The organism is Tenuifilum sp. 4138str, from assembly GCF_041102575.1.
Lineage (GTDB): Bacteria > Bacteroidota > Bacteroidia > Bacteroidales > Tenuifilaceae > Tenuifilum > Tenuifilum osseticum.
In genome coordinates, this window is the sequence record NZ_JBGCUE010000001.1 from 207,624 (window position 1) to 226,534 (window position 18,911).

13 protein-coding genes and 2 tRNA genes are annotated in these 18,911 nt (G+C 43.2%); 5 read left to right on the plus strand and 10 right to left on the minus strand.

The features are described from left to right. Positions 1-23: 23 nt before the first annotated feature. From AB6811_RS00860 to AB6811_RS00880, 5 genes are all read right to left on the minus strand, one after another. The gene (locus tag AB6811_RS00860; protein ID WP_369488311.1) at positions 24-581 is read right to left on the minus strand and encodes a hypothetical protein; all 558 of its coding nucleotides are present in this window, start codon (positions 579-581) and stop codon (positions 24-26) included. Positions 582-675: 94 nt separating this feature from the next. Continuing rightward, positions 676-1,905: a tetratricopeptide repeat protein gene (locus tag AB6811_RS00865; RefSeq protein ID WP_369488312.1), complete on the minus strand. Its 1,230-nt coding sequence runs from the start codon at positions 1,903-1,905 to the stop codon at positions 676-678. 3 nt (positions 1,906-1,908) lie between these two features. Continuing rightward, positions 1,909-3,324, minus strand: a complete 1,416-nt coding sequence (pyk, locus tag AB6811_RS00870) for a pyruvate kinase (protein ID WP_369488313.1) — start codon at positions 3,322-3,324, stop codon at positions 1,909-1,911. 106 nt (positions 3,325-3,430) lie between these two features. Next, positions 3,431-5,068 (minus strand): cbb3-type cytochrome c oxidase subunit I, encoded by a 1,638-nt coding sequence (locus AB6811_RS00875; RefSeq protein ID WP_369488314.1) that lies wholly within the window; start codon positions 5,066-5,068, stop codon positions 3,431-3,433. A 15-nt stretch (positions 5,069-5,083) separates the two neighbouring features. Then, positions 5,084-5,659, minus strand: a complete 576-nt coding sequence (locus AB6811_RS00880) for a cupredoxin domain-containing protein (RefSeq protein WP_369488315.1) — start codon at positions 5,657-5,659, stop codon at positions 5,084-5,086. 135 nt (positions 5,660-5,794) lie between these two features. Between AB6811_RS00880 and xerD the strand changes: the two genes are divergently transcribed. Both xerD and AB6811_RS00890 read left to right on the plus strand, forming a co-directional pair. Then, positions 5,795-6,691 carry a site-specific tyrosine recombinase XerD gene (gene xerD, locus AB6811_RS00885; protein WP_369488316.1) on the plus strand — a complete coding sequence of 299 codons (897 nt, stop codon included), beginning with the start codon at positions 5,795-5,797 and terminating at the stop codon, positions 6,689-6,691. A gap of 24 nt (positions 6,692-6,715) precedes the next feature. Then, the gene (locus AB6811_RS00890; protein WP_369488317.1) at positions 6,716-6,895 is read left to right on the plus strand and encodes a helix-turn-helix domain-containing protein; all 180 of its coding nucleotides are present in this window, start codon (positions 6,716-6,718) and stop codon (positions 6,893-6,895) included. 42 nt (positions 6,896-6,937) lie between these two features. Here AB6811_RS00890 and AB6811_RS00895 read toward each other — a convergent pair whose 3' ends face one another. Beyond that, on the minus strand, positions 6,938-10,210 hold the full coding sequence (locus tag AB6811_RS00895; RefSeq protein WP_369488318.1) for a S41 family peptidase: 3,273 nt from the start codon (positions 10,208-10,210) through the stop codon (positions 6,938-6,940). A 252-nt stretch (positions 10,211-10,462) separates the two neighbouring features. Between AB6811_RS00895 and AB6811_RS00900 the strand changes: the two genes are divergently transcribed. Both AB6811_RS00900 and AB6811_RS00905 read left to right on the plus strand, forming a co-directional pair. Continuing rightward, positions 10,463-10,545: transfer RNA gene (locus AB6811_RS00900), tRNA-Tyr, on the plus strand. A 5-nt stretch (positions 10,546-10,550) separates the two neighbouring features. Then, positions 10,551-10,622, plus strand: a tRNA-Thr gene (locus tag AB6811_RS00905). A 332-nt stretch (positions 10,623-10,954) separates the two neighbouring features. Here the strand turns inward: AB6811_RS00905 and AB6811_RS00910 are convergent. Beyond that, positions 10,955-12,565 carry a M14 family metallopeptidase gene (locus AB6811_RS00910; RefSeq protein ID WP_369488319.1) on the minus strand — a complete coding sequence of 537 codons (1,611 nt, stop codon included), beginning with the start codon at positions 12,563-12,565 and terminating at the stop codon, positions 10,955-10,957. 99 nt (positions 12,566-12,664) lie between these two features. On the opposite strand from AB6811_RS00910, the gene AB6811_RS00915 reads away from it, so the two are divergent. After that, positions 12,665-15,166, plus strand: coding sequence for a S9 family peptidase (locus tag AB6811_RS00915; RefSeq protein ID WP_369488320.1), 2,502 nt, complete (start codon positions 12,665-12,667; stop codon positions 15,164-15,166). A gap of 56 nt (positions 15,167-15,222) precedes the next feature. Here the strand turns inward: AB6811_RS00915 and AB6811_RS00920 are convergent, their stop codons facing one another. The 3 genes from AB6811_RS00920 to AB6811_RS00930 form a co-directional block, all read right to left on the minus strand. Further along, entirely contained in the window at positions 15,223-16,920 is a 1,698-nt protein-coding gene (locus tag AB6811_RS00920; protein ID WP_369488321.1) for a hydroxymethylglutaryl-CoA lyase-like TIM-barrel protein, read from the minus strand. A 137-nt stretch (positions 16,921-17,057) separates the two neighbouring features. Next, entirely contained in the window at positions 17,058-17,480 is a 423-nt protein-coding gene (locus AB6811_RS00925; protein WP_369488322.1) for a hypothetical protein, read from the minus strand. Then, positions 17,470-18,873, minus strand: coding sequence for an ankyrin repeat domain-containing protein (locus AB6811_RS00930; protein ID WP_369488323.1), 1,404 nt, complete (start codon positions 18,871-18,873; stop codon positions 17,470-17,472). The genes AB6811_RS00925 and AB6811_RS00930 overlap by 11 nt, the downstream gene beginning before the upstream one ends. Between the last annotated feature and the right edge of the window lie 38 nt (positions 18,874-18,911).

Consider the following 18,911-nt stretch of genomic DNA (forward strand, 5'->3'; position numbering starts at 1 on the left):
GTTTTATTCAATAACTATTGTAGCTATTGCCACATGGCAGTTATCCGAGCGGTAAGGTTCTTCCCGTTTACTATTTGTTCCACATCAACCTTTAAGGGTGATTTAAGTGTGATTTCAAGGGTATGCTCAATCCAGCCTGCAATTCGCTCCATTATGAGTTTTTCATCAACATGAAACTTGTCAAGCTGAAGTACTGCTTTTTTATCGGAACTTTCCACCACTTTAATGTCGGCAGGTTGGTAGTAAGTGGAAAATATACTTGATGCTCTACTTAATACAAATTGTGGTGAACTTATCCTAACAAATATTTTGTATATGCCTTTGAGGGCTATATCAGCGCTAAACCTTCCAATTTCACGTGCTGCCTTATTGTAATCGCCATTGTAAAACAAATCGGCTACTTTTTGTGTAGGTATGATTACCGATTCAATTAACGGATACCATGTTGTTGCATAAATAGGTTTTTCAATAATCTCACGCGATGAGCTTGGTAGTGACTTTAGCCATTCCGAGTAGCGGTTAATAAAGTTGGCTTTTACAAAGTCAGGGGTTGCTTTTACTGCTGAACCTTTTATTTCCATGTTTTTTCATTTTACACAATTTTAAACAAACTTTTGATTATTATCAATTTTTTTTGACGTTAATTCTTTGATTGATGATGAATGTATATGGTTATTATTTTCTGCAGGTGTTGAAATGCAAACCCTGAGCATCGATGTTACCCAAACTGCCCGATATTGAGAAGCATTTACAAGCTTCTTGCCTTTCACCTATTTGCAGCAGAGCTAAACCTTTTAGCAGGTACGACTCTGCAGTGCAATAGTTCTGGTTGATTGCTTTATCAAAGTCGACAATTGCTTGTCGGGGTTGGTCGGTTTTTAGGTAGATTTTTCCCCTAAGCAGAATAAGTTCTATGTTATCCGGAGTAAACTTGAGCATTTTGGCTATTGCCAGTAGGGCATCGGTATAGTATCCTGACTCATAAGCATACCTTGCTAGGTTTAAATTTGCTTCGGTGTTGTTGGGGAAATACACAAGGTATTCCTTTAGGGTTTCATACGCCTCGCTATAGCGATCTAATTTACTGAGGATTTTTGCCTTCAACAGCAAGTAATCGGGTTTATTCCCTGACTTGTCAATAGCTTGCTCGATTTGCGTTAACGCTTTTCCGCTTTGATTAAGGTTAAATAGTGCATTGGCCTGCAGTGCCAAGTAAACATAATTCCTTTTGCTCCGATGGTATGCGTTCTCAAAATCTCTTAGTGCAAGTGAAAAGTTTCCGGCATAAAGGTGCGCACGTCCCCGTAACTCAAATAGTTCTGCTTTTGATTTTTTACTTTTTATCCTTTTGTTAAGGAGCTCAATAGCCTCGTCGTAGTTTTGGTTACCGATTAGGTAACGGGCATAGTGAATATCCTTTTCAATTGCGGAATACCATTCTTTGTCCCAGATTTTTTGCCATTCCTTTAAGGAATGCGCAAATGAAAAGTCGTTACTGAGTAGGTAGCTACTTTCAGATTCTCTATATATTGACTGTAAATTCTGACGAGTCCATTCAATACAGTTTACAGTATCGCCCATGAGGCAATATGTTCTTGCCAGTTGATACGATGCAATGCCTGAGCGTTGTTGTTCAGCCTGTAAAAAGGCCTCAATGGCCTCATTATACCGATTGGCTTGCAAAAGGGCTTTCCCTTTTACAAGGTAATACTGGTAACGGTATGGTTTGGCATTGAAGCACGAATCAGCCCAGCTGAGGGCATTCTTTGTATCGTTTAGTTCAAGCGCTGCCTCTGCTCTGTAGTAAGCATTTGGCATTTTCTGGGAGTAGCCCAGTTGGCAAATAAGTTGAATAGCTAGAATTGCTATGTGCAGTTTTACTGATTTGCCTAAAGAATCGGGCATTTTTTACTTTTTGGATACCAGATTTTTTACCTTGCTAATTTCCATGAACGAAGCACCATTGCTGGGTCCAAAGCTACCTCCAATGATAAGTACCATGTCCTCGGAAGCTATTTTTCGGCGTTCGAGCATGGTGCCAATGGCATCGGTTAGGAAATGGTCGCGTGAGGTGCGGGGCTCCATGTAAACTGCTTCCACTCCATACGATAGCGCTAACTCGCGCATTACATGTTGCTTGTAGCAAATGGCAAATATGGGAATTCTACCACGGAATGCAGCAAGGTATCGGCCGGTGCGACCTGTAAGTGTATCAACAATAATAGCTTTAATGGGAAGCGATGAACATGCCCTAACGGCAGCTTTAGCCAGGGTTGCTGTTACCTCGTTGTTAATTCGAACAAGGTTTACTGAAAGGTCAGCCTCTTGGGCTTCCTCAACCTCGCGAGCAACGCGGGTCATCACCTCAACCGCTTCAACGGGGTACTGACCGTATGCCGTTTCGCCGCTTAGCATAATGGCGTCGGTACGTTCGTATATGGCATTGGCTATATCGCTGATTTCAGCACGCGTGGGACGCGGATGCTCAATCATGGTATGTAACATCTGGGTTGCAATTATTACCGGCTTTTTACTTTCTATACATTTCCTAACAATTCTGCGTTGTATAATAGGTAGTTTCTCGGCAGGAATCTCGATGCCTAAATCGCCACGAGCCACCATTACGCCGTAGGCGTGGTCAAGGATTTCGTCAATATTATCAACACCTTGTTGGTTCTCAATTTTGGCAATAATTTTAATTGGGCTATTGTGTTTATGGAGTATCTCCTTGATTTCAAGCACGTCGTGTTTGTTACGAACAAAGCTGTGAGCAATGAAATCTATATTGTTTTCAATGGCAAACTGAACAAAAGCCTTATCCTTTTCGGTTAGCGAGGGAAGGTTGATGTGCACATTCGGTATGTTTACACTTTTCCGCAATTTTATGGTACCACAGTTTGTTACCTCGCAGGAGAGGGCATTGTCCTTTTTATCAACCACTTTTAATTCAATTTCGCCATCATCTATAAGAATGGTGTTACCAACTGGCACTTCGGCCGCAATGTTCGGGTAGCTAACGTACACGGTGTCGTTTCCAGAGGCTCCATCGGGGTTACCAATAATCTTTATGTTCATTCCGGTTTCCACCTTAATTTCCTCACCATTTGATGAGGTTCTAATCTCGGGGCCTTTAGTATCGACAAGTATAGCGATGTTTTCAGAAACGCTCCGGATATTGGAAATCAGATTTTTGGCTGATTCTGGGTTCATGTGGGCGGTGTTCAAACGCGCAACGTTCATTCCGGCCTGGTAAAGGGCTCTTATAAAATCTACATCGGAACGCTTATCGGATATGGTGGCAACTATTTTTGTACGTTTGAGCATAGGTGGATTTTTTTTGCAAAAATACTCAAGTTTTTGTTAAGCTTTCTAAAAAAAGAAAAGGGCAATCGAAAATTCGAAAGCCCTTTTGCGTATTACGTTAAGTAAATTATTCGGGAAGTATTTGCTCCTTAGGTAGTTTTGATGGTTTGAAGATTTCAATAATTCCTTTTACTCCGATTGTGAGGACAAGGTTGAAAAAGTATGACAAGTAGGCTAAAAGTAATGCTGCTCCAGCTAATGCTGCAAGAATCATAAAAATATCAAACTCGCCATTGTAGTAGATGGTTCTGCGGAGCATGCCTTTAAGCCCAGCCATGCCCATGAACGCACCCATACCTATACCTCCAAGTAGATGTAGCCAGAAATGCCATGATGTAAGCTTTACGCTAAAAATGTTCAAACCATTAGTTAGTACGGGTAGTAATTTATAAACTACTGCATATAGGGTCATGGTAAGTCCAATCAGAACAGCAACGTGGACGTGAGGCCCAACAATCCATTGTGTGTTGTGTAGTATACGATTCATCCCCATATCGGCTTGGATAATTCCTGCTGCAACAGCTAGGGCAAAACCAAGTAAACCTCCAAGGAAAAATTTTAGTTCTGGTGTCCATTTTAGAGGGCGTGCACCCCAAAGAGTTACTAAACTTATAAATAGAGCTAAGCCTTGGGTTATAAGCTCAAACGCTGTTACAAATTGACCAGACACAAGTTTTAGCATTAAGGGCTGCGCCTGATCGGAAAGGAGGTGGTGCGACCAAACTGTCCAGGAAACTACTAGTTCGAGCAAAAGTAGTGCCCTAGCTACGTTCTCCATGTATACATTTTTAACGCCAGTTATTAGCATGGCAAGTAGGTACCAAGTACCGGCAACAAAAATGAGAACTAAACCATCAGCTATTAGGTCGAGCCCCCACCAGAACATGTTCTTGTAGAGGAGCGCATCAATCCATGAGTTTTGTAGGTTAAATCCCAAAATATGTCCTACTAAGTAAACCAGAATAAGCACTCCCGTAAAGGTTATTATACCAGCATTCAGGAATACATCAACCGATCCCCTAGCAATGGCAGCAACTGGTAATGGTACTTGGTGATGTTTACGATTTTCTTTTTTTCGGAAAAGGTTTGCTAGCCCCGATACTCCCAGTGCCGAAGCCAAAAGTGAACCACCCGGTTGCTTTTCCCACCCTTTAGGGGTGTAAGTAATTGTTTTAAAAACAATAACAACAAAAATTATGGAGGCCACCATTACCAAGGCAATTCCAAGAATAAAGAATGTGCCACCCCATGGCCCAAATTGATTAAAGTCAGCTGGTAGTGGCCAGTATAGGGTATATAGAGGCCCATAATGCGAAAGGAATCCTGCAAACCAGAAAACGAAAACCCCAATAGTAATCAGCCAAAACGACCAATTTGCAGCTTTAAATCCCCATAATGGTTTTTTAAGAAGGAAAGATAACGCAAAATAGAAGGCGCCAAACACAAGGGTGTAGGTGGCACCAAAGATACCAACAAGTGGATGTGCAGTTAGGATTGCAAAGTATTGATGTTCAGGAATTAGTTCAGTGAGTGAGTTTGGTGATGCAAGGATTAAGCGCATTATCATCCCTTCAATTACAGCAAAGCCATAGTAAACAAGTGATACTACAGTAAACCTTAAGGTTAATTTTTGTAATGGGGTAAGGCCTGCTAAGCGTCCGTTTACCTCATTGCCATTTATTAAAGTATCTATAAACTTTTTCATAGACCAACAATTTTATTATTCGACAGTAATAAAGTTAGGTATTATCATACGGGTGCTTTTTGGGCCTGCAAATTCGGTTGAACGCAAGGTGAAAGTCCCCTTTTCATTGAACTCCCATATGATTTTGTTACTGTAAAGTGGTAGTACCTGCATTTGTAATACCATAGTATTGTTAGGCCTGAATAATCCAAATCCATAGGTTAGGTCTTTGGAATACACATCGAACATAACTGTTTCACCCTCCTTGATTTTAATAGGCTCAGCAACGGGCAACTCCTGCCTAATTGAATCGGTAAGGATGTAAAACTTAAAACTATCGACCTCCATTTTAATCAACCTGTCAGGGTTGATTTTTGATGCATCCATTTCCAGTTTTACCCAAGGAATGGTGTGCATGGTAGTGAGGTGGAGCGATACGCCAATTATTACAAGCAACGTAGTAAAAGAGTAAAATAGTACAGGCTTTACTACAGGCGTTTTAGTTGGTTTGGTTATTCGGTAGGCAAACCAACCAAATAGACCAATTGCTACCAAACTATAAATGGTGTAAGCTGCAATTAGTCCTGTTGCAACTAAATCGGAGTTTACCATAGTTTTGTTTGTTTTGGTTTACATGCAAAATTTACGAAATTTTAACGTAGGTCAAAGTTGATATAAAACAATCATAGGCTGATTCTAATCATTTATGGGTTATTGCATATATTTGTATAAACCTAACGAGTTAAAATGGGATGGAGCAACGCAATAGACGATTACATTAACTTTCTGCGACTTGAGAAATCGCTTTCCGAGAACTCCATTGCAGCTTACCGCGCCGACATGGATAAGCTCTGGAGGTTTGCCGAGGGGAAAGGCGTTGAGCCTGAATCGATACGGCGTAACGATTTGGAGGAGTTCTTGGCTCAGCTTCACGATTTGGGCTTGAATAAGCGTTCGCAATCCAGGATTCTTTCCGGCGTAAGGGGCTTTTTTAAGTACTTGCTACTTGAGGAGGTGATTGACACCGATCCTACCGAGCTGATCGATTCTCCCAAAATAGGCCGAAAATTGCCCGAGGTTCTAAGCGTAGCTGAAATCGATGCTTTAGAGGCGGCTATCGACCTGAGCAAACCCGATGGGCACAGAAACAAAGCCATTATTGAAACGCTTTACAGCTGTGGGCTTCGTGTGTCGGAGTTGGTTTCGCTTAGGCTTACCGATTTGTTCTTTACCGATGGCTTTATTAGGGTTATTGGTAAAGGCGATAAGGAAAGGCTTGTGCCAATTGGCACAAAAGCCATTAACGACATCAATGCATACCTTGCTCAGCGTAACAGCATCGATTCACGTATTGATCCTGATTCGCGCAATATCGTTTTCCTAAACCGATGGGGCCGAAAGCTAACCCGCGAGATGGTGTTCACCATTATTAAAAAGTATGCTTCACTGGCCGGGATTAAAAAGAACATAAGCCCCCATACGCTCAGGCATTCCTTTGCCACCCATTTAATTGAGGGAGGAGCCGATTTGCGCGCCGTTCAGGAGATGCTTGGACATGAATCGATTCAAACCACCGAGATTTATACACATCTCGATAACCAGTACCTAAGGGAAACAATCATGATGTTTCATCCCCATAAATAAATGTCAAACTAAAATGAGTTTACTATGGACGCAAATGACAAAGTAATTCAAACCCTAAAATCGGCTGGTAAGCCGATGAAAGCAGGAGAGATAGCCGAAGCTGCAGGTGTTGATAAGAAAGAGGTTGAAAAGGCAATCAAAAAACTGGTGGCTGATGGGAAGCTACACTCTCCCCAACGCTGTTTTTACGATATTAAAAAGTAAATTAAAAAACGGGTTGAAAACTTCAACCCGTTTTTTATTTCATTACTTCGACCTGTCAGGTGCTTGGGGTATTTGCGGTAGAGGCTTGTAATCCTTAAGCATAACCTTAATCTGCTCAATAGCCTTATTCAGCTGATCATCCTGCCCCATGTACTCCCTGTATGGGTCGTTGTCAATCTCAATATCAGGATCAACACCATGTCCTTCAATTATCCACTCGCCTGTATCGGAGCTAAAGCTGGTAAATTCCGGTTTACGCAGGTCGCCACCATCAACAAATGGTAGTGAGCCTGAAATACCAACAACGCCGCCCCAACTCCTAACACCAATAAGTGGCCCAAGGCCTAACTTTTTGAAACCGTAAGGGAAAAGATCGCCGTCGGAGGCGGAGTAACGGTCAATGAGCACAACCTTTGGCCCGTAATGCGTTTCCGAAGGGATTGTTGATGGTTGATCGAATCCACGGCGCATGGTCATGCGGTAAACCACACGGCTTAGGCGTTCAAGTATCATTGGCGATACATTTCCACCACCATTACCTCTGTCGTCAATTATTAAAGCCTTTTTGGTGAGCTGAGGGTAGAAGTATTTCACAAACTCATTGAGCCCGGCAACTCCCATATCGGGAATATGGATGTAACCCACTTCGCCATTGGTGGCCTCGTTTACCTTACGAATATTGTTCTGCACCCAGGTATAGTAGTAAAGTTCCGATTCGTCGGCAATGGGTTTTACAAGCACCTTGCGGCCTCCGTTAGCCTGTGGTGAGTTGTTAACAACAAGAGCAACTGTTTTATCGGCCTTATTGATAAGGGTAGAGTAGATATCGGGGATGTTTTTGAGGTCAACCCCATCCACTGAAATTATATAGTCGCCCTCCTTAACATTCACACCAATCTCGGCCAGTGGTGAACGGAGCGCATCGCTCCAGTTGGCGCCTTCAAGTATTTTGTCAACCCTGAAGTAGCCGCTGCTGTGCTTGCTCAACTTAGCTCCTAAAAGCCCGGTTTTAATGCGTTCGGGTTCTGGCTTATCGCCACTGTTCACGTAAGCGTGACCAACATTAAGCTCGCCAATCATTTCGCCAATGATATAGGTTAGGTCGTTGCGGTGGTTAACGTAGGGTACCAGTACAGCGTATTTATCGTGAATGGCTTTCCAATCAACACCATGCATGTTCTCTACATAGAAGAAATCGCGCATCTGACGCCAGCTCTCGTCGAATATTTGTTTCCACTCCTTGTGGTAGTCAACCCAAACCTTCATGTCACTTAAATCAATGGTCTTTTCCATGTTGATTTTCCCGGTTGGCAGGTCGATTACTGCATAGGTGCGGTTTTTCGATACCAGCATCTTTTTCCCGTTCGATGAAATGGTGAACCTGATGGATTCGCCCAGTTCAGTCTCCTTATGTTTCTTCAGGTCGTACATCATGGCCACAGGTTGGCGATCCTTGGAGTTGGAGTAGTTGTAGTAAACCTTGCCATCAATACAGTAGATGTTGTAGTATCGGCCTGCTTTGCCCGGTAACTCAACGGTGCGATTCTCAATGCCGTCAAAATCGATTTTAACAGGCTGAACTTCAGGCTTTGGTTTCTCCTCGGTTTTGGCTGGTTTTTTGGCTGAATCCTTGTCCTTGGGCTGCTCTGTTTTGGTTTCGGGTTTTACCTCGTTATTTTCAAGAGCAAAGGGTGAGGGTGTATCCTTGGAGAGCATCACTATGTATATGTTGCTCATGTCAACATAGGCGTGATTCCACTCCGTGTTGCTGTAAATGGGATTAAACTCCCTATCCGATACGTAAAGCAGGTACTTTCCATCGTTTGAAAATACCGGCCCATACGATGAAAACCAGCCATTGGTAACGGAATTGGTGGTCTTACTGTCAATACCGTAAATGTAAACTACTGAGAATCGGTTGGAATCGGAAGTAGAGTAGGCAATCCATTTGCTATCGGGCGACCAGCTATAGCTGTTTACCAAGCCATACTTACCCTTAGTAACCAGGGTAACGGCTTTAGTTTCTATATCAACATACTGTAGCCTACCCAAGCGATCGCTAAAAAGTATTTTTTTACTATCCGGCGACCACTCTATGCCAAAAATGTAGTTGTTAATGCCCGAGGTTACCTGAGTGGCGGGCATGCTTCCATCCTGGGGTTGGATGTAAACCTCATACTCCCCTGTTTTATCGGAGAGGTAGGCAATCCATTTACCATCGGGCGACCAAGTGGCCTCGCGCTCATGGACATCGGATGATGCAGTTAGGTTGTAAGTAATACCCTTTTCCGATGGTAGAGTGTAAACATCACCACGTGCACTAAAAACTACCCGTTCGCCATTGGGTGAGAGGTCGGCATTGGTGATGCGCTTGCTTGCATCAACCAGCGAGGGGCGTGAGTAGTTCTGGTCGTCGGTTATGGTGATGTTTATTTTCCGGGTTGTACGTGTTTTTACATCAAAGGCAAATAGGAATCCGCCCTTCTCAAAAACAATGGTATTATGGTCGAACGATGGGAACTTGATATCGTAATCGGTGTAATTGGTAACCTTTTCGATGTTCTTGGTTTTGGTGTTGTACACAAATAGGTTCATGGTTCTGTCGCGGTCCGATAGGAAGAAGATTTCATCGCCAATCCACATGGGGAAAATATCCTGTGCGGGGTTACTGGTGATGTTGGTAACCTCTTTGGTGTTAAAGTCAAAAATCCAGATGTCGTCGGCCATGCCACCCTTGTAGTATTTCCATGTACGGAACTCACGGAAAACCCTGTTGAAGGCAAGCTTTTTCCCATCGGGCGAGAAAGAGCAAAAGCCACCGGTGGAAAGGGGTAGTTCCTCGCTCATGCCGCCGTTGACGGGAACCATGAAAAGTTCCCCCTTAAAATCGTTAAAGCTCTGCTTGCGCGAGCGGTAAACAATCTTTTCGCCATCGGGAGTCCAGGCCATTACTATGTTATTAGGCCCCATTCGGTCCGAGATATCATCGCGGTTTAGGGTAGCCGTATGGGTTAAACGTTTGGGAGTTCCTCCCTCAGCAGGAATGCTGAAAACCTCAGTGTTTCCATCGTATTGCCCGGTAAAGGCAATGGTTCTACCATCGGGCGAAAAGTGAGGAAACATCTCATACCCAACATGGGTGGTTAGCTTGCGGGCAACGCCTCCGCTTATGTCAACAGTGTATAGGTCGCCGGCATAGGTAAACACCACCTGATTGTTATGCACAGCCGGGAAACGCATTAAGCGTGCCTCCTGCCCCTGAACTGCTGTGATGGTAAAGGCTATAGCCAATACCCAAAGTAACAGTTTTTTCATGGTTATAGGTTTTAGTTGTAAAGTTGATTTTAGTGTAAGTTAGATTTATTTCATGAAAAAAAGTTTATCCCCTCAGTTAAATAATAAGAATACACCTATAAAACCATGCAATGGATTACTAGGTTTGTTGATGTTAGTGTTGATTTTCAACCCATTCGCCTTTCGGCGTAAATTTTTTCAAGGCCAATAGCAAAGGGCGCTTGCGAGTTTTGCTAAAATTACTACTTTTGCAACGCGATTTTTGAGAGGGAAGGGGAGATACCAAAGTGGCCAACTGGGGCAGACTGTAAATCTGCTGGCTTATGCCTTCGTAGGTTCGAATCCTGCTCTCCCCACACTTGCCGATGTAGCTCAGGGGTAGAGCACTTCCTTGGTAAGGAAGGGGTCACGAGTTCAATTCTCGTCATCGGCTCTAAGCAAAAAAGTTAGCAAATTAAAGAACCGCCTCTACGGGCGGTTTTTGTTTGTGATTAGAAATAGGGCTTTAATAGAATACATTTCCTAGCCCACGAATTAATTCGTGGGCTATGGGGATTTCGCAATATTGTTTGAATGGATTTATCCATTTTTCCCCTTTTTTAACGTTAAAACGATTTTTATTATTTAATCCATTCCATAGCCCGGGGTTTAAACCCCGGGCTATGGTTGGATTCATGGTATCGTATTAATAGATTTATCCATTTTCCTCACCTTTTAAACATGTTTTTTAAATTAATCAAACGCATCGGTTACGTGTGCTAAAAGCTACCGCTTTACCCTGCCTAACTCTTTCTCATCGGTTATCCTGAAAACCGGTACCGGGTTGTAGTTGTTGCCCCATTGCGGCACAAGGTAACGGTCCCAGAAGTTCCAGAACGCCAGGCCATCGTCCGACTGTGGCTCAAGCAGGTAAGCTGCCAGTTGCCCAAGGGGTTGCGAGGTTTTAACCATCACGTAGTTGGTTGTGAATAGCCTATTGGCCTTAACGTATTTGCCAAAGATATTGCTGTTATAGTGCCCCTGGTTAATTCGAGGGGCCGGCTTTAGCGAGTCGATGGTAAACTGCTCTACATTTAGGGTTACCGTATCGGTTAGGGTTTGGAATTGTATTCCGTGACTTTTAAGTAGATTGGTAACCACTTTGTCATTTCTAACAATGTATGCAAAGGGGAGTGGAATGGTTGAGGTGGGGTAGTAGTCGGCAATGTAGGGAACGGTAACCGTTCGCTTACGGTCGGTTTTGCGGAACCTTTCCCGTCCCTGCTCGTCGGTATAGGCTTCGGCCTCGTAGGTGAGGATGGTTACCCACTGGGGCGTAGGCCTACCCTCGTAGGTTATGGCAAACTCGGGAGCAGGTGAGGTTTTGGGTATCTGAATAGTTTCTCTGTCGGCTTTGGCAAGCAAATCCTTTATTTCCTTGCTGTTTTGCATGGCGTAATCGCAAACTGAGGCAATCAGGTTATAGCACCCGTAAACCCGTTCGTCGAATGGGGCGTAAACGTAGTTCTCGTTCAAAATGCTTAGCCTATTCCTTAACCCAATGTAGTTGGTAAAGTAGCGGGGTTCAGAAGCGTACGATATCCAACCCTTTTCGTAATCCTTTTGGTCGATAAACTCGCCGTAGAAGCAGTTTAGCGTTTTATACTTGACCGACAGCTGGGTCGATACCCAGGGCATCATCCTATCGCGCATGTAGTTTATGAGTTCGCGATTACCGTTGGGGTTCATCATCCAGGTAAAGGTAACCGGCTCCTGATGGTAGGATCCGTTGGTGGTGTGGCAATCCATAACAATGGAAGGATCCCAGCGGTTTAATACGTTGGATACTACGCCAACCATTTCGGGAGTTTCCAGTTTCATGGCATCCCTGTTCAGGTCGAGCATTTGCCCGTTATGCCTTACGCCAACACCGTTAACAGGCCCGTTCTGCCAAGGGCGGTTTTTCGGACTGATGGATTCGTTACCATCGGCATTGAGTATAGGGCAAACCAGCAGAACAATGTTTTTAAATAGTGGATTATTGGGGTTTTTAAGCAAGTCGCGAACAAACATCAGCGATGCTTCCTTGCCTTCCACCTCCCCCGCATGTATGTTGGCCTGTATATATACCACAATCCGGTTACCAATATCGCGGGGTGTTTTGGGCATTGGGTTTGCCACAACCATTAGCGGAATATCGCGTCCTTCAATGCTGGTAGCAATGGTTTCGGTTTTTATGTGCTTCGATGCTTTCTCAAGCATCTTGATGTAGTTCATGACATCGGCATAGGTTGATGTTGACTGAAAGTTGCTACCCTCAGCTATTGTAACCGGAAAGTATTGGGCGTTTCCGAGCAGTGGATAGATACAAAGCAGAAGAATAAATAGTTTTTGCATTTTTTTATTTGTTTGATATTTCAATTTGTTCGAAGTTTAATTAAACTCAGCTTAGCTGTTGTAATCAAAGTTAGTAAAACAACCCAAAACTCTAAAATCATGAAAAAGCTTTTTCTGTTACTATTGGCAGTAATGGCAAACGTATTGCTTGTGATTAGCCAACCTGTACATGTTACTAAAGCTAATTACGATCTGCCCGCCAGGTTTTCGCCCAAAAAAATTAGTAAAATGGTTTTTAGCACCAGCGTTGATGCCCATTGGCTTAAGAAGAGTACGCGTTTCTGGTATAGCTTCGAAACCCCTTCGGGCAAAAGCTATTACATAGTTGATCCGGCAAAAAAGAGCAAGTCGTTGCTGTTCGATAATGTTGATATGGCTGCTCAGCTCTCAAGGCTCACCAAGGAGCCGTTCGATGCGCAGCATCTACCTATACAAAAAATCAAGTTCATTAAAAACGAGACTGTCATTCAGTTTGAGGTAAAAAGCACATTGGTTGATGAAGATAAAACCGAAGATGAGGAGAATGACATGAAGCAGAAAAAGGAAAATAAAGCCAAGGCCAAAAAGGACAATAAAACGTACTACTTTGAGTACGATTTGAACACCCGCAAGCTAACCCTGCTCGACGATTATAAGAAACCAAAGGAAAATCCTGAGTGGGCAAATATATCGCCTAATGGCGAGTATGTGGTTTACAGCAAGAACCACAATCTATACTGGATGGACAAGGAGAACTACGAAAAGGCCAAGAAAAACGAGAAGGATTCCACCATTGTTGAGCATCAGCTAACCACCGATGGTGAGAAGTACTATAGCTACGGGTATAATACTAAGGAGGAGGATAATGTAGAAGAGGTAAAGAATAAGGACAACCGTAAGCCAGCTTACATTACATGGTCGCACGACTCGCGTTACTTCGCCATGGTTCGTACCGACCAGCGTAAGGTTAAGGATTTATGGGTGATCAAGAGTCTTAGCAATCCCAGGCCAACCCTGGAAACCTATAAGTACCACATGCCGGGTGAAAAGGAAGCCCCACAGGACGAGATACTCGTTTTTGATATGAATAATAGGGATAAGGTGATAAAACCCGATATCAAAGCATTTAAGGATCAGGATGTTTCAATCCTGAATTACCGTCGATTGGCCAGTGAGCGCGACGATGACTATGTCCCAACCCGATGGCTCTCCAAGTACAACGATAGGCTCTACTTCCAGCGTACATCGCGCGACCTCAAGCGGATTGATGTTTGCTATGTTGATATTAAAACCGGTGAGGTTAAAACGGTTATAGAGGAGCGCTTAAACACTTATATCGATTTCAATGGAATTGCGTTGATTAATAATGAAAAAGAGATTATTCACTGGTCGGAACGCGATGGTTGGGGGCATTTTTACCTATACGATAACCAGGGAAATCTCATAAGGCAGATAACCAGTGGGCCATTCCATTGTGAGCGCCTTGTTGGCTATAACGAAACCACCAAAACGCTGTTCTTCACCGCAAATGGACGTGAACCCAATGAGGATCCATACTACCTTCATCTGTATCGGATCGGTATTGATGGTACTGGCCTAAGGCTGCTGAATAAGGGTAATTTTGACCATTCCATCAGCATGGACGATAATCAGCAGTATATAGTGAACAACTATTCGCGGGTTAATACTGTTCCGGAGTCCAAATTGATTGATAATCAGGGCAACGATTTACTTTTCCTTGAAAAGGCTGATTTAACACTGCTATTCGAGGCTGGCTACAAATTCCCCGAGCCATTTACCGTTAAAGCTGCCGATGGCATTACCGATTTGTATGGCGTAATGTACAAACCTTTCGATTTCGATTCTACTAAACAATACCCCATTATCCTTTACGTGTACCCTGGCCCACAGACCGAGGCGGTGAATAAGTCGTTCTCCGTACGAATGGATAGAACCGATAGGCTGGCCCAGTTCGGATTTATAGTTATTACCGTTGGTAATCGGGGTGGACACCCTGCTCGTTCAAAGTGGTATCATAACTATGGCTATGGCAACCTGCGCAACTATGGCTTAGCGGATAAAAAGGCTGCAACTGAGCAGTTGGCATATCGACATAAATATATTGATATTAACCGTGTGGGTATTCATGGCCATTCAGGTGGCGGTTTTATGACTGCAGCAGCCATGCTCACTTTCCCCGATTTCTTTAAGGTTGGAGTGGCTAATGCTGGCAACCACGAGAATAACATCTACAACCGCTGGTGGAGTGAGAAACACCATGGCGTTAAGGAAATAGCCGATACGGCCGGCAATGTAACGTTTGAGTACAACATCGATAAGAACTCTGAAATTGCTAAGAACCTTAAAGGGCATCTACTTATTACTACTGGCGAAATAGACAATAACGTTCATCCGGGAAACACCATTAGGCTTGCCAATGCTCTGATTAAGGCCAATAAACGTTTCGATTTCTTCATGTACCCTGGCCAGCGACATGGCTATGGCGACATGACCGAGTACCATTTCTGGCTTACCGGCGATTACTTCTGCAAGCATTTGCTGGGCGATTACGACACGAGTATTGATATAACACCCATGAACAACGAAATAGAACGAAAATAAAAAAGGGGCTTTTGCCCCTTTTTTTCAACCTAACTTTTAACCTAAACCTATTGAAGTTAACAGAAATATTGCTGTAATCCATCCAGAAGCCTTTTCCAACGTTGTTCCTCGGTCATTGAGTAGTACTTTTGCTTTTCCTCCTGAATTTTACGCTGAACCTCTTCCTCCTTCTGGCGCTTAATTGACTCATAATGGTTTACCACTTTATCGCGAAGATATTTTTCCGCTACGGTAGGGAATAGCTCAAGCAGCAATTCTTCCTTCTCGTTCATGGCCAATTTCACATTCTCACCATATTCAGGGAACGCTGGGTTTGGCTGTTTTTTGTAGTTCGATGTGTCGTAAGGGGTCTCCTCGGCTACGCCGGCAATCTTCAAGCGGAATTGCGGGTCAATTGGTAAGGGAGTTCTCCCATATATCCCTTTAACAAGGTTTACGAACTGTATGGATTTATTGGTGTAGAAGGGCTGTCCTTTACTTTCGTCAATAGCACAGTTTACGGCTTGCGCACCAACAATCTGGCTGGTGGGTGTAACCAGCGGAGGGCAACCGGCGTCGAGCCTTACGGTTGGAATGATTTCTAGCACCCTTGGAAGTAGGTTTTCAAGCTTTAGCTGCTTGAGCTGTGCCAGCATATTGGTGTACATTCCCCCCGGAATCTCAGCGTTTTTAACGTTCTCATCGGGTTCGGGGAAGTTAAAGTAACGCTCTATGGCCTGGCAGGTATCAAGTAGGGCATCGTATTTGCCCGACTGGGCAAACAGGATGGCTTGCTCAAACAGGTTATCGATACGTGCAGGGAGATTATAGCTGGTTATATCAAAGTCAATGGGTAACTCGTAGGTGTCAAGTTCCTTCAGCTCTGTGCGAATGGTTTTAAGCTCTGCGTTAATACTGGCTACAGCCTTCAGGTTAACACCAGTATCTATCCCCATTTTATCGCAGAAAATCTGAATAAGTTCAAATGCTGGTGCTGCTGGACCACCAGCAAAATTCCATATGGCAGTATCAACAATATCAACCCCATTTACAATGGCTGTAAGGGTCGATGCCAAACCATACCCCGGTGTACAGTGCGTGTGGAAATCGATAGGCACTTTAATCTCGCGTTTTAGCGCCGAAATAATTGCAGCCGATTGCTCAGGGGTAACCAATCCGGCCATATCCTTTAGGGTAATCATATCGGCACCCATGGCCTCGAGTTCCTTGGCCTTAGCTATATAATACTTTTCGGTAAAGATTTTACGGGGTAAGGTTTTACCGCTAAGCATGGCTTTAATCCTATCCTTACGGGAAAATTTAGGGTCAACGGTAAAGCAAACGGTACAGTCGGCCATGCCACCATTTTCCTTTACATACTTAACGGTGCTGCGAATATTCTCTGTATCGTTAAGGGCATCGAATATACGCATGATGGAAATCCCCGATTTAACCGCATTGCGGTTAAATCCCTCAATCACCTCTTCGGGATATGGGTTGTACCCAAAAAGATTGCGTCCCCTGGAGAGGGCAGTGAGCTTTGAAGTATCGCCAATAGCAGTTTTAATGCTTTCGAGCCTATACCATGGATCTTCGTTCAGATATCGCATTACGGAGTCGGGAACGGCACCACCCCATACCTCCATGGCGTAAAACCCGGCTTCACGGTAGTAAGGTAATACCCTTTCAACCTGTTTCTGAGTCATTCGGGTGGCAAACAGCGATTGCTGTCCATCTCTAAGGGTTACATCCCTGATAAGCAGTTGTCTCTTCACCGTAATCAATTTTATATTTATACTGATAATTGCTAAACACTAATACTTACGGCGAAGTAACTAATATTGTTTTGAATTATCGTTTGGTTTTTAGTAGTTTGAAAACATGGTTTTAAAACATTGCTAAAAAACATGTTTTAATACCTGAGGCGAGCATCAAGTACATCGCCTGAAATTGTGTAACAGGGGCTGGAGCACGACGACTTATCATATTTTAGTTTAACTGTAGTTGCATCAATTACAATTATTTGCCTTCCTTTACTGGTGTAATACGCTTTTATTGAGTAGTACGAGTTGGCATCGAGCAGGAATACTTTTTCGCTTATGGTAGTATTTCCACTAAAAAACAAAACTCCGTTTTCAGGATTTCCACTGTATAGTTCAAAGTAAACTACTTGGTTCTCATTGTTAATGGTGAATTTTAGGCGAACATCAATTTTGTCGGGTTTCAATTCATAACACTCATCGCAGTTAACAATAAAAGACTCCATTTCCTCACAGGAGTAGGGCGCCAGTACAATAAGCGAAACGGTAAGTAACTTAAATATCTTACTGAACATGTTTTACGTTTTTGTATACAACCTTAGGATTTAACACATTAAAATGGATTTTTGCTGATATGGTGTAAAAATAGGGCGATACTCCTAGCTCTTTATAAAAATTATACCCAACACCTATCGAATACTCCATTGCATCACCTTTTATCGATAGACCCCCGGAAAAGTTGGTTGTAAAATGTGTTTTCGGGTCCGAGGATGTTCCCCTGTAGTTTCGGAACGCTGGTCCTGTCCCAATTGCTGCAAACGAAATAATGTTTTTCCCTTTGTAGTTAAACAGGTTATAGTATTTGCGGATGTTTAGCTGTAGTATGTTTCTCTTTTCCCAATACTGGTAAAGTTGTCCATCGATAGTGGTTAGCGAGGCAGTTGCAGATGGCCGGTAGAGGTAACCTAGCGAGAACTCTGTTTGGGTTATTTGTTCAAAAACCCCCAAATGATAGCCTAATAGAAACTCATGTTTTGAAAAGCTTGTTCCTATGCCAAAATAAACTGATGTAATTGATGGTTTGATTTTAGTTTTAATTCCGTTACTGGCAAAAAACTGCATGGCTTCCTTATTGTTGTATTCGCGGGCAATTTGGTAATAACTCTTTTTTAGAGGGAACTTAAGGGCATCAAATTCGCTCAAACATTTAACAATTTCGTTCGATTTATTGGCAATAGCATAGCAAAGGGCATTAGCACCCCTGGAATCGCAGAGCGATAAATCGGCACCAAAGGTTGTAAGGTAGTTGCAGATAACAGTATCGTTGAATTGTGCAGCAACCATCAAGGGTGTCACCCCTTTATTATCGGGTATATCTGGGTTGGCGCCGTTCTCAAGGAGTAACCTTGTGCTTAGCTTTGCCCCGCTGATTACTGCTAACATTAGCGGTGTATTCCCTTGGTAATCAATAGCGTTAAGGTCGGAGCCGTAGTAAATTAAGATGTCGGTGAGGTATGGGAGTCCATACCACACAGCAAAATGCAGAGGGGTAAGTCCCTTCACATTTTTGGCATTTACATCTGCACCCTTTTTAATAAGCAGCTCAGCTATACTATCGTTTGCAGCTATAACAGCAGCATGGAGAGCCGTGTTGCCATTGGTAGGGTAAGCGTTTACATTTGCCCCGTTATCAATGAGCAATTCTACTAAATCTATGTTGCCCGATTGAACTGCAAACATCAATGGGGTTACACCGTTTTCATCGCTTGTGTTTGGGTCGGCTCCAAGGTGTAAAAGCGTTTTAACTTTTTCAATATTGCCTGAATCTGCTTCAACCATTAAAAGGTAGTTGTAGGTTGATACAGCCCATGCTGAATCGATTACAGGATCTTGTCCAAATGTTACATTCGTTTTCCCTATAAATAAGAGTAAGGGTATAAACAGGTAATGCCTTAATTTTAAATACATAAAAAATATTGTAATACGCAAAAGTATAAAAAAACGCC